The following is a 14,116-nucleotide window of genomic DNA, read 5'->3' on the forward strand; positions in this document are numbered from 1 at the left end:
ATCCGCACAGCCGCGGCCTGTCATAAACCGGAGGGGAAAATGGCGGCAACAGATAAAAACGCGGCGCTTGAAACGGCGCTGGCACAGATTGAAAAGCAGTTTGGAAAAGGCGCTGTGATGCGTCTGGGCCAGAACGAGGCCATGCATGTGGAAGCCATCCCGACCGGCTCCCTGTCGCTGGACCTTGCGCTGGGGATCGGCGGCCTTCCGCGCGGCCGTATCGCCGAGATTTACGGGCCGGAAAGCTCCGGTAAAACCACGCTTGCCCTCCACTGTATCGCACAGGGGCAGAAAAACGGCGGCAACGCGGCGTTTATTGATGTGGAACACGCGCTGGACCCCGTGTACGCCCGCGCTTTGGGCGTCGACGTGGATTCCCTTTTGGTTTCCCAGCCGGACACCGGCGAGCAGGCGCTTGAAATCACGGAGGCGCTCGTGCGCTCCGGCGCGATCGACGTGATCGTCATCGACTCCGTCGCGGCCCTGGTGCCGCGCGCCGAAATCGAGGGCGAAATGGGCGACAGCCACGTCGGCCTGCAGGCCCGCCTGATGAGCCAGGCCCTGCGCAAGCTGGCGGGCGCGATTTCCAAATCGAGCTGCGTCGCCATTTTTATCAATCAGCTGCGTGAAAAGGTCGGCGTGATGTACGGCAGCCCGGAAGTGACCCCCGGCGGCCGCGCGCTGAAATTTTACGCTTCCGTAAGAATCGATATCCGCAAGATCGAAACGCTGAAAAACGGCACCGAGATGATCGGTTCCCGCACCCGCGCGAAGGTCGTAAAAAATAAGATCGCCCCGCCGTTCCGCGAGGCGGAGTTTGACGTGATGTACGGCAGGGGAATTTCCCGCGAAGGCGAGCTGCTGGACCTTGCGGTCAAGCTGGAGGTCATCCAGAAGAGCGGCGCGTGGTTCTCCTACAAGGAAACGCGGCTGGGACAGGGCCGCGACAACGCGAAAGCGTTTTTGGCGGAAAACGCCGATATTGCAAATGAAGTGGAGGCCCTTGTCAAGGAGAACGTGGGGAAGCTTTACACGAAGACCGCTCCGGCGGCCCCCGCCGTCAGGCCGGTGGAGGTCGCGCCCCCCGCGCCCGCGAAAACGAGCAGCCGGGGCCGTTCCGCGAACATTGACATCTCCGCGGACGACTGATGCTGATTACGGCGGTGGAACCGCGCAGGAAGGGGCTTTCCGCGCTGTTTCTGGACGGAGAATTCGCTGCGAATATCGACACGGAAACGCTTCTGAGGTCGGGTCTTCGGCCCGGCCGCGAAATCGACGACGACCGGCTGCACGGGCTGATTCTGGAGAGCGACAGCCGGCGCGCCGGGGAAAAGGCGCTGTATCTTCTGGAACACCGGAACCATTCGCAGAAGGAGCTTGCCGATAAGATCAGCCGGGTCACCACCCGGGAAGCGGCCGAGGCGGCGGCCCGGCATATGGCGGAGCTGGGCCTTGTCAACGATGGGGAATACGCGCGGGACCTGGCGGCCGACCTCTTTCGCCGCAAAGGCTATTCCGCTTCGCGCGTGCGGCGGGAATTGCTGCAAAAAGGGATCGAGGAAGAGCTTGTACAGCGGATTCTGGACGAAAAAGCCCCCGATCCCGCGGAGAAGATCCGGGAACTGCTCGATAAAAAGTACGGGCGGCTTCTGGGCGACGAAAAGGGGCGCCGCAGGAGCATTGCCGCGCTGCAGAGGCTCGGCTACGGCTGGGACGATATCCGCGCCGCGATCAATCAATTTGAAAACGAGGACGAATAGATGGCATATAGTGTAGGACTGGTGAGCCTTGGCTGCGCCAAAAATCAGGTGGACGGCGAAATGATGATGGCCGCACTGCAGAAGGCGGGCTATGAAATCCGCGACGACGCCGCTCTTGCGGACGCCGCGATCGTAAACACCTGCGGGTTTATCGACGCGGCGAAAAAGGAATCCATCGAAGAGATTCTGGAGCTTGCCAGGCTGAAGGCGGAGGGAAAAATCAGGGCGATCGTCGTTACCGGCTGTATGGCCGAGCGCTACCGGGAGGAAATCCTGAAGGAGCTGCCGGAAGTGGACGCCGTCGCAGGCATCGGCGCGGACGGCGACATTGCCGCGGTGATTGAAAAAGCCCTCGGCGGCGTAAAGGTGGAAAGCTTTCCGGAAAAGACGCTTCTGCCGCTCAGCGGCGAACGCCGGCTGTCCACGCCGGGATATTTCGCTTATCTGAAGATCGCGGAAGGGTGCGACAACCGCTGCGCCTACTGCGCGATTCCGTTCATCCGCGGGCCCTACCGCTCCCGGACACAGGAGGATATTGTAAGCGAGGCGAAAGACCTTGTCCGCGGCGGCGCGAAGGAACTGATTCTGATCGCGCAGGACACCACCCGTTACGGCTGGGACCTTTACGGGGAGCTCCGGCTGCCGAAGCTGCTGCGGGAGCTGTGTAAAATCGACGGCCTTTCCTGGATCCGCGTGCTGTACTGTTATCCCGACTCTATTACCGACGAGCTTCTCACCACCATTGCGCAGGAAGAGAAAATCGTGAACTATATGGACCTGCCGCTCCAGCACTGCAGCGAAAGGCTCTTAAAGGCGATGCGCCGCACGGGAAGCCGCGCGGAGCTGACCGCCCTGATCCATAAAATGCGGGAGAAAATTCCCGGCCTGGTGCTGCGCACCACGCTGATTACGGGTTTTCCCGGAGAAACCGAAGAGGACTTTACCGAGCTTGCGGAATTCATCCGCGAAATCCGGTTTGAACGGCTGGGCTGTTTCACCTATTCGCAGGAGGAGGGCACCGCCGCGGCGGAAATGCCCGGCCAGATCGACGAGGACGTGAAAAGCCGCCGGATGGAACGGATTATGGAAGACCAGATGAACATCATGCAGGAGTGGGGCGAAAAGCAGGTCGGAAAGACTTACCGCGTGCTGGTGGAAGGGTTCGACCGTTACGCCGAATGCTGGTTCGGCCGTTCGTACGCCGATTCTCCCGACATAGACGGAAAAATATTCTTTACCGCAAAGGGTGCGAGGCCGAAAACCGGAAGCTTTGCGGATGTGAAAATAACCGAATGCGTCGACTGTGACCTGACCGGAGAAATCATATTGGAGGAGGAAAGGAAATGAACCTGCCGAATAAGCTGACCGTTCTGCGCATTGTTCTGGTTCCTTTTTTTGTAGCGGTGCTTTTGATTCCCGGGGTTCCGCACCATTATCTTTGGGCGGCGATCCTGTTTTCCGGCGCGGCGCTGACCGACCACTACGACGGAAAGCTGGCCCGCAGGAACAACCAGATCACGAATTTCGGGAAATTCCTCGATCCGCTCGCCGACAAGATCCTTGTGGTGTCGGCGCTCGTCTGTTTTGTCGACCTCAGGCTGGCCCCTTCCTGGTGCGTGATCCTGATCGTCGCGCGGGAATTTATGGTGACCTCCATCCGTCTGGTCGCGGTGGACAACGGCGTTGTGATCGCCGCCAATAACTGGGGCAAGACAAAGACCGTCAGCCAGATCATCGCGGTCGTCGCCATTCTGGTTTTCCAGTACGCGGAGGAGCTGGTTTCCATGGGATGGATTCCCGCCTTTACCTTCGGCGGGGTGCCGTGCGCGGCGGTTTTTGACGGCGTGGGCTACGCCCTGATCCTGATCGCGACCTTTTTCGCGCTGCTTTCCGGCGGAATTTATATCGTGCAGAATATCGGGGTCATCAATACGACAAAATAAACTCACCGAAAAAGGATAGGATAAGGCATGGCCTTGACGGGGGTTTACTTCACAAATATTTTGGTATATACTATTGTCACATTCTTTGAAAATCGTGCTATATTATCAGTACGATTGAAATGCGTTGAGCGGAAGAAGTAACCGCAGTGCGGGCATCAGAGAGAAAGCGCCGGGGCTGGAAGCGCTTTTTGCCGGGCGGGCGGCGAAATGCATCCGTGAGCAGGCGGGGGGAAATCAGTATCTCCGCACGGCCGGCGCCGTTACCCGCTGATATAAGTGATAAAACGGAGTGGAACCGCGGTACAATGACCGCCTCCGTCCCTTTTTGGGGACGTGGGCGGCTTTTTTATTGGAGGCAGGTATGTTTAACAATCTGAAAGAAGAGCTTGATTCGGTAATGGACCGCGACCCGGCGGCAAGGTCGCGGCTGGAGGTGTATTTCCTTTATTCCGGTTTCAAGGCGGTCCGTGCCTATCGCAGGGCGCACTGGTTTTACCGGCACAATATGAAATTCATCGCGCGGTATTTATCGCAGCGGGCGCGGCATAAAACCGGGATCGAGATCCACCCCGGCGCGCAGATCGGAAAAGGGCTGTTCATCGACCACGGCATGGGCGTGGTGATCGGCGAAACCACCGTCATCGGCGACAACTGCACGCTGTACCAGGGAGTGACGCTCGGCGGCACCGGCAAGGACCACGGAAAGCGCCATCCCACCCTCGGCGACAATGTGATGGTCGGTTCGGGCGCGAAGGTGCTCGGCCCGTTCCGCGTAGGGAACAACGCCCGCGTGGCGGCGGGCGCGGTGGTGCTGGACGAGGTGCCGGACAACGCCACGGCGGTGGGCGTACCGGCGCGGATCGTCCGTCTGAACGGCGTCCGGCCGTGCAACCTGGACCAGATCCACGTTGCGGACCCGGTTGCGCAGGAGCTTTGCCAGATGGAAATAAGACTGAAGAACATACAAAATCTGCTTGAAGAAGCGCTCGGAAAAAGAGAGGAAAAAGAAGATGAAAATTTATAACACGTTGACGCGCCGGAAGGAAGAGTTCGTTCCGATCACTGTGGGGGAAGTCAAAATTTACGCGTGCGGCCCTACGGTGTACAATTACATCCATATCGGCAACGCGCGGCCGATTTGTGTGTTTGACGTGCTGCGCCGTTATTTCGAGTACCGCGGCATGAAGGTGACTTTCGTCCAGAACTTCACCGACATCGACGACAAGATCATCAATAAGGCAAAGGATGAGGGCACGGACTACCTGACGGTTTCCGGACGGTATATCGAGGAGTACGAGACCGACGCGAAGGGGCTGAACGTCCGCCCCGCCACCATCCATCCGCTCGCGACCCAGAATATCGACGAGATTATCAGCATTATTTCCGATCTGGTTAAGAAGGGCTACGCTTATCCTGCTGAGAACGGCGACGTGTATTTCCGCACCAAAAAGGACGCGGGTTACGGCAAGCTTTCCCACCAGCCGCTGGAGGACCTGCAGGCCGGCGCGCGCATCGCCACCGGGGAAATCAAAGAGGACGCCATGGACTTTGCCCTCTGGAAGGGCTCCAAGCCGGGCGAACCCAGCTGGCTTTCTCCCTGGGGAAAGGGCAGGCCCGGCTGGCACATCGAGTGCTCCGCCATGGCGCGCCGCTATCTGGGAAAAACCATCGATATCCACTGCGGCGGTCAGGACCTGATCTTCCCCCACCATGAGAACGAGATCGCGCAGAGCGAATGCTGCAACGACGCGCCTTTCGCTAACTACTGGATGCACAACGGCTACATCAACGTGGACAACCGCAAGATGAGCAAGAGCCTCAACAATTTCTTCACGGTGCGCGACGTCGCCGAACGGTACGGCTACGAGCCGATCCGCTACCTGATGGTCGCCTCGCATTACCGCACGCCCATCAATTACAGCACGGAGGTCATCGAACAGTGCCAGGCGGCGCTGGAACGGCTTTACAACTGCCGCGACAACCTGAAATTTCTGATGGAGCACGCGCCCTCCGGCGAAAAGCAGGGCGAGCATGACGTCCGCCGCAGGCTGAGCGAGTATGAGGACCACTTCATCGAAGCGATGGAGGACGACCTGAACACCGCCGACGCGATTTCCGCTTTGTTCGATCTGGCGCGCGACATCAATTCGAGCCTGAACGTTTCCGCCGCGCCGTCAAAGGAGCTGTGCCGTTTCGCGCTGAACCTGTTCCAGGAGCTTGCCGACGTGCTCGGACTGCTCTATGTCAAAAAGGAATCCGCGCTCGACGAGGAAATCGAAAAGCTGATTGCGGAACGCACAGAGGCCCGAAAGAACAAGGACTGGGCGACCGCGGACAAAATCCGCGACGAACTGAAGGCCCGCCATGTGGTTCTGGAAGATACTCCGCAGGGAATCAAATGGAAAATAGAGCAGTAATTCCGTTACGGCGGCGAAAGGCAGATTGAGAATGGCAAAGGACAACAGCAAAACGAATGTGATGCGGATTCTGGATCAGGCAAAAATCCCGTACAACCACTATTTTTACGACCATGAGGACGGAAAGATCGACGGCGTTTCCGTGGCGCGCAAGCTGGGGCAGGACGTGGAGCAGGTCTTTAAAACGCTGGTGACCCGCGGGGCCGGCCGGGAATATTACGTGTTTGTCATCCCCGTCGCGCAGGAGCTGGATCTGAAAGCAGCCGCCAAAAGCGTGGGCGAAAAATCGGTGGAAATGATCCGCGTGGACGAAATCAACAGGGTGACCGGGTACATCCGCGGCGGCTGTTCGCCCGTCGGGATGAAAAAGCAGTTCCAAACGGTGATTGACAGCAGCTGCGAGCAGCTGCCGGCCATCATCGTCAGCGCGGGAAAAATCGGCGCGCAGGTGGAAGTCGCGCCGCGGGAGCTGCTCCGGTTTATCGGCGGAAAGACGGCCGCGCTCACCCTGTAGGACACCGCTCGCGTTCGCGGCTTTCTGCATGGGAAATCCCCTTTGGCGCGGGCGCGGAGAAGCCTTACCGGAGCCCTTCCTTTTTAGACATATCCCCCTGTTTGTCGAAAAACAGGACAAAACCTGAAACTGTCTATTTTATTCCGCGGGAATCCATTCTATAGTGATACTGCCGGCATTTTCTTTCGGGAACGAAACTTTTACCCGAAGCCGGCGGACGCCGTAAAAATATCGGTTTGCAAACGGAGCGTAAAAAATGGAATACAGACATAAGATGATGCGTACCGCCGTGGGCGCGGTCATAGAAAAAGCGATCCGGGACATCCGGTCCGACCCCCGGCGCAGTATCCGCAATCTGGCGGATATGGGCGACAATTTTTCAAAAACGACGGCTCAGAAGCGCTTTTTTGAGATCGCTCACGAGGTTTTGAAAAATCCCGATAATCCGTACTATAAGCTGATTTTCAACATGATCCGGAATGTTGACGCGGAGACGATCAAAACCGTCAGCCTGAATTTCGGGTACAGCTGTCTGAATTACGGGGCGGAGATCCTTCGGACAAAGGAAGCCGCCGTAAAGCGAAAGCTCCCGTGGCTGCTGCGGTTTGAATGCGGTCCGGACCATGCGGCTTCCCTGGAGCCGCGCCGGATGGAGGAAATCGTTTCAGACGCCGTTTCCCTCGGCATCTATACCTACGTTTTTCAGATCGGGGATTCCGCCGAACGGCTGGCGCAGCTTCTGGAGCTTTGCCGGAATCATGAGGAATGCTGTTTTTTCGCGGCGGTGACTCCCAACTTTATCTTTGACCGGAATAAGGAACAGCTGATGAAAACGCCGAACCTGATTCTGTCCGTCGATATGTCCGCGGGCTGCGGGGAGGATGAAGCAAACTGCGCGCTGCGGCAGCTGCACGCGGGGAAATGCTTCTACGGCTTCCACGTCGGCTATACCGGTGAAAACGCGCGGCGGCTGACCTCCGAAGAATTCCGGCAGAGGATGATTGACTGCGGCTGTATTTTCGGCTGCTATGTCAGCGCCGGGCGCGGCGATGGGGAACTGGAGGACAGGATTTACAAATACGTCTGTTCCAAACGCGGGAAAAAGGGCGGACCGCTGTTCGTTTTTGATCTGGATCGGGATGAACGGTATATCGGAAACACCATCCTGTGCGGAACGGACCTGTTTGTCGGCGCGGACGGAAGGGCCCGGCTGGCCGACGGACGCCTGGCCGACCTGCACAGCGCGACGGTTTCGGAGCTGGCCGCCATGCCGGAGGTACGCTTTGCTTAAAAAGTTTACGGTTTATTTAGATATTTTTCATCCTTATGAGCTATAATCATAGTATTGAGGTACGCTGGGAAAGCTTTCCGGCCGTACCATAAAGGAAGAGGATTGCCCGATGGATTGGTTCAGAAGAATGATGACGGGAAGGTACGGCACCGATCAGTTTTCCGTTGCGCTGGCGGTGTTCTATGCGCTGCTGTCCTTAATCGCGCAGCTTTTCAGGCTGCCGGTTTTGCTGCTGTTGGCTTATGTTCCCCTTGTGTTTTGCTTTTACAGGATGTTTTCAAAAAATATCAGCAGGCGGTATCAGGAAAACACCCGTTTCCTGAAATGGTGGAGCCCCGTTCAGGACCGCCTTCGCCGCACGTTTTACCGGCTGCGCAGCCGGACGCATAACACCGCGTACAGGATGAGGGACAGAAAGACCCACCGGTACTATAAATGTCCCCATTGCTCCAATATCCTGCGTGTTCCGAAAGGGAAAGGGAAAATCAGCATCACCTGTCCCGTGTGCCGGACGGAATTTATTAAAAAAACCTGACAAGCGGCAGGCCTCCCCTGTTCCGAACGAAATCTCAGCCATATATTGCCGTACATCCCGCGGATTCTGCCGCGGGATGTATTTTTTATAAATTTTAACAGGCGATCTTTCAAAATATTTCCAAAAGGCATTGATAAACAGGATGCAATTTAATATAATTTGAGTGAATATGTAGAAAACGCTTTCATTCAATCCTAATGGCGCAGATGGTCAGATGTTTCTGCACAGACAGTTTAAAAATCGGGAGGTTCTCAAATGGAGAACAGTCAAAGCACGGCGGCAAAGGAATATTCCGATCTGATAGACAAGCTGCCGGGCGTAATCAAATCCAGCATTGTCCAGTCCGGTGACACGATCACTGAAATTCATGTTCTTTCCGATATGAGCCGCTCGCCAAAACAGATCGCGCGCGACATACAGTCGGCCATCCTGGTACGGTTCGATACGACGGTTGACCATAAGCTGATCAGTATCGCTCAGATTCCGTCGGAAAACAGCCGGAAAATAAAGGACAGGCTCGTCTTTGAAGAGATCAGCATTGCAAAAAGCAAGAACCGTTCTACGGCCGCCGTTTCCCTTTGCGACGGAGAATCCACCTTCAGCGGGGAAGCCTCCGCTTTAAACGACAGCGTGGACGTCAATAAAATGATCTGCCAGGCGACCCTGAACGCGGTTTCCAACTTTATAGAGCCGGATATGTCGCTTTCCCCTATAGATGTAAAGCTGTTTGACCTTACCGAAGGGAAAGCGGTTGCCGTCTGTATCGCGGTCAATTTCAGAAACAGCGTGGAGCGCTGTCTGGGCAGCTCCTTTGTCGGCGACGATGCCAGCTCTGCGGTCGTAAAAGCCACGCTTGACGCGCTGAACCGCAGAATTTCCAGCATCTAGCGCATTTCATTCGGAAAAAATCAGGTTTGCAGCCAGATCCATTAGCGTAGCGGATATAGCCTGTTTATTCAGCGGAGAACAGAGATTGTTTTACGGAGGGCTATATTCAATGAAAAAAGTTCTGTTTGCATTACTGTCTGTATTGTCTGTAATTGCAACTGCTGGTGCAAGCTTTTCTTGGCAATAACTATTAATACATAGCTTTGCAGACCTGATTTTTTTATAAAGAAGGAGGTACATATGAGCCGCTCTTCAAAAATTTATGCTTACATAGTCTCAATCATTGGTCTCTCTCTTGGCTCATACTGTGTTTATTTATATTTCAGACAGATTCTGGCTCAATCCGATTTCCAACAGGCGTTGGCACAGTTTGGAGTTCTGACTTTTTTATATATCATCTGTCGTTGTCTTCCCATCTATATACGTGACGATTATTCCATCGATATGTCATTTGTCTGTAATCTGGCCTCGATTTTTTGTTATGGACCGATTTTTTCCGCTGCAATGGTTACAATCAGTACCCCTTTTATTGTAATCCCCACAAATACGGGAGAAAGGACGTTCACCCATATTTTCAATAGGGAGCCGATTAAAACAGCGTTCAATGCGGGAAATATCACAATTTCCGCTTTTACTGCCAGCTTGCTGTACCAAAAAGTGGGAGGCGTAATCGGAGATTTTTCACTGCCTCAAATTTTGCTGCCCATGGTTGTAGCCTCTTTCTCTTTTATTCTTCTGAACTGCGGTATTCTAATGCTCCTTTTTACGTTAAATGGACAGGGCGCGTTTTTCCCAGCCCTTCTGAAAAACCTGTGGGAATTTATGCCCAACATAGCGGCGTCCGCGCCCATCGCATATTTTATTGCCAAAATCCTCGGAATGCAGAACGGGGTATATCTGGTCCTTTTCATTATGCTGCCCTTACTTCTTGCACGCTACAGCTTTGTCCTTTATCTTGACGCGAAGGCGAACTATTACAATATGGTCAAAACCCTGACGGCCGCGCTGGAGGCAAAGGACAAGTATACCGAGGGCCACGCGCACCGCGTGGAGGAATATGCGGAAATGATCGCCCGGAAAATGCACTATCATCCGGGCGATATCGACGACATCAAGGTGGCCGCCCTTCTGCATGACGTGGGCAAAATCGGCATCGACGAAAAAATACTGAATAAGCCCGGCCCGCTTACGCCGGAGGAACGCGCCGTTATTATGACGCATCCGGAGATCAGCGCGTCCATTCTGAAAAATGTAAAGCTGAACGACACGATCCGCGAAGCGATTCTGCACCATCACGAGCGGTATGACGGCGGCGGCTACCCGGACCATACAAAAGGCGGGGAGATCTCCACCGCGGTCTATATTATCGGCGTGGCGGACGCTTACGACGCCATGACCAGCGACCGCCCCTACTGCGCCAGCATGCCGGTGGAGCGGGTGGTGGAAATTTTAAAAGAGGAAAGCGGAAAACAGTTCCACCCCAAGGTGGTCTGCGCTTTTCTGGACGCCCTCCGTGAGCAGGGCGTCATTTCATAGGACCGGAGAGAAAGAATGGTATTATTTGTTTTTGTGCTGGCGGGCTTTCTGATCGCGGCTGCCGTCAACCGTACAAGGGGCGTAAAAAATCAATACGGAAATCTTTCCTCCGTCCGCGGCCTGTGGCTTCCTGTGGCCGGCCTGCTGGCGGAGCTGCCGTTTTCCCGGTTCCCCGATTTTGCCGCGAAGCTTCCGTGGCTTTTTACGGGGATCAGCTATCTGTGTATTATCGTCTTTCTGATTTTGAATCGGCGCCGGCTGACCGCGGCGGTCCTTGCCGGAGCCGGCACGTTCTGTAACCTGCTTGTCATTGTGTGCAACAATTTCCGCATGCCGGTATCCCCTTCGGCGCTTGCGATGTTCCCCGGTATGACCCCGGAAGCCGTCTACGCGAAAAAAGCCAATTATTTCGTTGCCACCGGCGGAGCGAGGTTCTATTTTCTGGGCGACGTGATCCCCGTGCCGGTTCCCCGCATCGGCGGCTTTATCAGCGCGGGGGATATTCTGCTGGGATTGGGGATCGCCTGCCTGATCGTTTCCGTCCTGACAGAAAGGACAAGCCCGCGCCGCCCCGCGCGAAAATAAGCCGGCCCGGCCCGTTTTCCTCCATGGCAAAATTCCTCTTGAATCATAATCGTGTTATATAGTATAATATACTTTATGGATGAGTGTTTGTTTTATCTATTCTGCTAAAACGAGCTGAATGTTAAAATGGAGGAAAAAACATGGAATATGCATCGCAAACCAAGCAGCAGCTTGCAAATTCTTTGAAGGACCTGATGAGCCGGACCCCATTCAACAAAATCACCGTCCAAAACGTAACCAGCAACTGCGGATTGAACCGGCAGACGTTTTATTACCATTTCAAAGATATGTACGAGCTGTTGAGCTGGATTTACCGGAACGATGTCTTCATCCAGATGGAGGAAGTACAGGACGGGCAGTGGGAAACGGCGGTCGTACAGGCCATGAGGTACTGCAAAGCCAACCGCGCGTTCTGCAGAAACACTATTCGCTCCATCAAAAAGGAGTACATGGAAGGGTTTTTACAGCCCGTGGTGCACTCCTGGGTGGAAAAGCTGGGGATCGATCTTGAAAACTGCAAATACATAAGCGAGGAGGATGCGGATTTTCTGGTCGACTTTTTTACCACAGCGTTTGTAAATTACGGTATCCAGTGGGTCAGCCGGGGAATGCAGGAGGACGAGGATTTTGTCATTAAAAAAATCAAGGTTCTGCTCCGGATCATTTACCACGGCACGGAAAAACAAAAGAAAATTGCGATATGACTTGATTCCCGTACATCCAGTACGGGAATTTTTTTGTCATACGGAAATATGACATATTCATTTTTGCCAAATAGCATGAATCTATTATAGAAAAATTCAACAATTCAAGTAGCACCATGTACAAGAATAACCAAAAAAAATGATTAGATAACATGATAATTATCAAATCTAAACAAAAAACGTGAATTGTCTAAATACAAAATTCCTTTTCGGTGTTATGATATGAGCATAGATGGTAATACGGCGCAAGCCGGAAAACCAAAGTTATGGGAAGGTGCCTTAGGGCAAACAAAGATACAATACTATTGTATCGGAAAAACATTTTAGGGGAGGTTTTTTTATGGCCAAGTATGTCATGGCGCTGGATGCCGGCACAACGAGTTCCCGCTGCATTCTTTTCAATGAGAAGGGTGAAATGTGCAGCGTGGCGCAGAAAGAGTTCACGCAGTATTTCCCGAAGCCGGGCTGGGTCGAACATGATGCGATGGAAATTTGGTCTACCCAGATCGGTGTTGCTCAGGAAGCAATGCTGAAGATTGGCGCGGTTGCGGCGGATATAGCGGCGATCGGCATTACCAATCAGCGTGAAACAACCGTTGTGTGGGATAAAAAAACAGGCGAACCTGTTTACCACGCCATCGTTTGGCAGTGCAGACGTACATCACAGTACTGCGACTCCTTAAAAGCGAAGGGTTTAACAGAAATCTACAGGAAAAAGACAGGTTTAATGATCGATGCTTACTTCTCGGGCACAAAAGTAAAATGGATCCTTGACAATGTTCCGGGCGTAAGGCAAAGAGCAGAAGCCGGCGATTTGCTGTTCGGCACCATTGAAACGTGGCTGATCTGGAACCTGACAAAGGGCAAGGTTCATGTAACCGATTATTCCAACGCTTCCAGAACCATGCTGTTCAACATTACGGAACTCAAATGGGACAAAGAGATCCTTGCGGAGCTTAATATCCCCGAGAGCATGCTCCCGACTCCGAAACCGTCCAGCTGTGTATACGGCGAATCCGATCCGTCCTTCTTCGGCGGGGCGATTCCGATTGCCGGCGCCGCGGGCGACCAGCAGGCGGCCCTGTTCGGCCAGACCTGCTACACTCCGGGCGAAGCGAAGAATACATACGGCACAGGCTGCTTTATGCTGATGAACACAGGCGAAAAGCCGGTCTACTCAAAGAACGGCCTGGTCACCACCATTGCGTGGGGCCTTGACGGGAAAGTCAATTACGCGCTCGAAGGTTCCATCTTCGTAGCCGGCGCCGCGATCCAGTGGCTGCGCGACGAGATGCGCCTGATTGACACGTCGCCCGATTCCGAGTATCTGGCGACAAAGGTCAGCGATACGAACGGCTGCTACGTTGTTCCCGCGTTTACGGGCCTTGGCGCTCCGCATTGGGATCAGTACGCGAGAGGTACCGTCGTCGGTATCACCAGAGGCGTCAACAAGTATCATTTTATCAGAGCGACGCTCGAATCCCTTGCCTATCAGACTTACGACGTGCTGAAAGCGATGCAGGAAGATTCCGGTATTACGCTGAACGCTCTGAAAGTCGACGGCGGCGCATGTGCGAACAACTTCCTGATGCAGTTCCAGGCCGATGTGATCAACGCCCCCGTACACAGACCGGTGTGCATTGAAACAACGGCAATGGGCGCCGCTTACCTGGCGGGCCTTGCGGTGGGCTACTGGGCAAGCAAGGAAGACGTTATTAAGAACTGGCAGATTTCCAAGATCTTTGAGCCCGCCATGGAGGCCGCTCATCGTGAAGAAATCATCAAAGGCTGGAGCAAGGCCGTTAAGTGCTCCTTCGGCTGGGCCAAGGATGAATAATTTCTCTGTTCTGCATACGGTTAGCGAGTAAACTGTTAAAATTCAGGCCGGCCCCTCTGAAGGGGAAACCTCCTATCGAAAGGGGCCGGTATTAAAAAGATTGAGG

At 54.3% G+C, this 14,116-nt stretch carries 14 protein-coding genes and 1 other annotated feature; all 14 genes read left to right on the forward strand.

Features of this window, described 5'->3' with window-relative positions:
• Positions 1–39 precede the first annotated feature (39 nt).
• The 14 genes from recA (at position 40) to glpK (ending at position 14,010) form a co-directional block, all read left to right on the forward strand.
• Complete coding sequence (gene recA, locus ACQGQ5_RS13340) at positions 40–1,149, forward strand: recombinase RecA (RefSeq protein ID WP_455736983.1); 1,110 nt, start codon at positions 40–42, stop codon at positions 1,147–1,149.
• Positions 1,149–1,760: a regulatory protein RecX gene (locus tag ACQGQ5_RS13345; RefSeq protein WP_455736984.1), complete on the forward strand. Its 612-nt coding sequence runs from the start codon at positions 1,149–1,151 to the stop codon at positions 1,758–1,760. Before recA ends, ACQGQ5_RS13345 begins: the two co-directional genes overlap by 1 nt.
• Complete coding sequence (gene rimO / locus ACQGQ5_RS13350) at positions 1,761–3,107, forward strand: 30S ribosomal protein S12 methylthiotransferase RimO (RefSeq protein WP_455736985.1); 1,347 nt, start codon at positions 1,761–1,763, stop codon at positions 3,105–3,107.
• The gene (gene pgsA / locus ACQGQ5_RS13355; RefSeq protein WP_455736986.1) at positions 3,104–3,703 is read left to right on the forward strand and encodes a CDP-diacylglycerol--glycerol-3-phosphate 3-phosphatidyltransferase; all 600 of its coding nucleotides are present in this window, start codon (positions 3,104–3,106) and stop codon (positions 3,701–3,703) included. The genes rimO and pgsA overlap by 4 nt, the downstream gene beginning before the upstream one ends.
• A 115-nt stretch (positions 3,704–3,818) precedes the next feature.
• Positions 3,819–4,023: a binding site (T-box leader), on the forward strand.
• 41 nt (positions 4,024–4,064) lie between these two features.
• Complete coding sequence (gene cysE, locus ACQGQ5_RS13360) at positions 4,065–4,727, forward strand: serine O-acetyltransferase (RefSeq protein WP_455736987.1); 663 nt, start codon at positions 4,065–4,067, stop codon at positions 4,725–4,727.
• Positions 4,714–6,120, forward strand: coding sequence for a cysteine--tRNA ligase (gene cysS / locus ACQGQ5_RS13365; RefSeq protein ID WP_455736988.1), 1,407 nt, complete (start codon positions 4,714–4,716; stop codon positions 6,118–6,120). The genes cysE and cysS overlap by 14 nt, the downstream gene beginning before the upstream one ends.
• Positions 6,121–6,151: 31 nt before the next feature.
• The gene (gene ybaK / locus ACQGQ5_RS13370; protein ID WP_455736989.1) at positions 6,152–6,634 is read left to right on the forward strand and encodes a Cys-tRNA(Pro) deacylase; all 483 of its coding nucleotides are present in this window, start codon (positions 6,152–6,154) and stop codon (positions 6,632–6,634) included.
• Between the two features lie 256 nt (positions 6,635–6,890).
• Positions 6,891–7,925 carry a hypothetical protein gene (locus ACQGQ5_RS13375; RefSeq protein WP_455736990.1) on the forward strand — a complete coding sequence of 345 codons (1,035 nt, stop codon included), beginning with the start codon at positions 6,891–6,893 and terminating at the stop codon, positions 7,923–7,925.
• Between the two features lie 109 nt (positions 7,926–8,034).
• Complete coding sequence (locus ACQGQ5_RS13380) at positions 8,035–8,460, forward strand: hypothetical protein (RefSeq protein ID WP_455736991.1); 426 nt, start codon at positions 8,035–8,037, stop codon at positions 8,458–8,460.
• Positions 8,461–8,715: 255 nt separating this feature from the next.
• On the forward strand, positions 8,716–9,348 hold the full coding sequence (locus ACQGQ5_RS13385; RefSeq protein WP_455736992.1) for a hypothetical protein: 633 nt from the start codon (positions 8,716–8,718) through the stop codon (positions 9,346–9,348).
• A gap of 822 nt (positions 9,349–10,170) precedes the next feature.
• On the forward strand, positions 10,171–10,884 hold the full coding sequence (locus tag ACQGQ5_RS13390; RefSeq protein ID WP_455736993.1) for an HD-GYP domain-containing protein: 714 nt from the start codon (positions 10,171–10,173) through the stop codon (positions 10,882–10,884).
• Positions 10,885–10,899: 15 nt separating this feature from the next.
• Positions 10,900–11,469: a DUF5317 domain-containing protein gene (locus ACQGQ5_RS13395; protein ID WP_455736994.1), complete on the forward strand. Its 570-nt coding sequence runs from the start codon at positions 10,900–10,902 to the stop codon at positions 11,467–11,469.
• Between the two features lie 140 nt (positions 11,470–11,609).
• Positions 11,610–12,173, forward strand: coding sequence for a TetR/AcrR family transcriptional regulator C-terminal domain-containing protein (locus ACQGQ5_RS13400; protein ID WP_455736995.1), 564 nt, complete (start codon positions 11,610–11,612; stop codon positions 12,171–12,173).
• A 340-nt stretch (positions 12,174–12,513) separates the two neighbouring features.
• A complete protein-coding gene (glpK, locus tag ACQGQ5_RS13405; RefSeq protein WP_455736996.1) occupies positions 12,514–14,010 on the forward strand; it encodes a glycerol kinase GlpK in 1,497 nt (498 codons plus the stop codon).
• The last annotated feature ends 106 nt before the right edge of the window (positions 14,011–14,116 follow it).

Source organism: Caproiciproducens sp. (assembly GCF_053840905.1).

Excerpts from the sequence above, each read along its gene's own strand:
- cysE (WP_455736987.1), top strand. The coding sequence starts at position 4,065 with ATGTTTAACAATCTGAAAGAAGAGCTTGATTCGGTAATGGACCGCGAC.
- pgsA (WP_455736986.1), top strand. The coding sequence starts at position 3,104 with ATGAACCTGCCGAATAAGCTGACCGTTCTGCGCATTGTTCTGGTTCCT.
- ACQGQ5_RS13380 (WP_455736991.1), top strand. The coding sequence starts at position 8,035 with ATGGATTGGTTCAGAAGAATGATGACGGGAAGGTACGGCACCGATCAG.
- ACQGQ5_RS13390 (WP_455736993.1), top strand. The coding sequence starts at position 10,171 with ATGCCCAACATAGCGGCGTCCGCGCCCATCGCATATTTTATTGCCAAA.
- ACQGQ5_RS13395 (WP_455736994.1), top strand. The coding sequence starts at position 10,900 with ATGGTATTATTTGTTTTTGTGCTGGCGGGCTTTCTGATCGCGGCTGCC.
- ACQGQ5_RS13345 (WP_455736984.1), top strand. The coding sequence starts at position 1,149 with ATGCTGATTACGGCGGTGGAACCGCGCAGGAAGGGGCTTTCCGCGCTG.
- glpK (WP_455736996.1), top strand. The coding sequence starts at position 12,514 with ATGGCCAAGTATGTCATGGCGCTGGATGCCGGCACAACGAGTTCCCGC.
- ACQGQ5_RS13385 (WP_455736992.1), top strand. The coding sequence starts at position 8,716 with ATGGAGAACAGTCAAAGCACGGCGGCAAAGGAATATTCCGATCTGATA.
- recA (WP_455736983.1), top strand. The coding sequence starts at position 40 with ATGGCGGCAACAGATAAAAACGCGGCGCTTGAAACGGCGCTGGCACAG.
- cysS (WP_455736988.1), top strand. The coding sequence starts at position 4,714 with ATGAAAATTTATAACACGTTGACGCGCCGGAAGGAAGAGTTCGTTCCG.
- ACQGQ5_RS13375 (WP_455736990.1), top strand. The coding sequence starts at position 6,891 with ATGGAATACAGACATAAGATGATGCGTACCGCCGTGGGCGCGGTCATA.
- ybaK (WP_455736989.1), top strand. The coding sequence starts at position 6,152 with ATGGCAAAGGACAACAGCAAAACGAATGTGATGCGGATTCTGGATCAG.
- rimO (WP_455736985.1), top strand. The coding sequence starts at position 1,761 with ATGGCATATAGTGTAGGACTGGTGAGCCTTGGCTGCGCCAAAAATCAG.
- ACQGQ5_RS13400 (WP_455736995.1), top strand. The coding sequence starts at position 11,610 with ATGGAATATGCATCGCAAACCAAGCAGCAGCTTGCAAATTCTTTGAAG.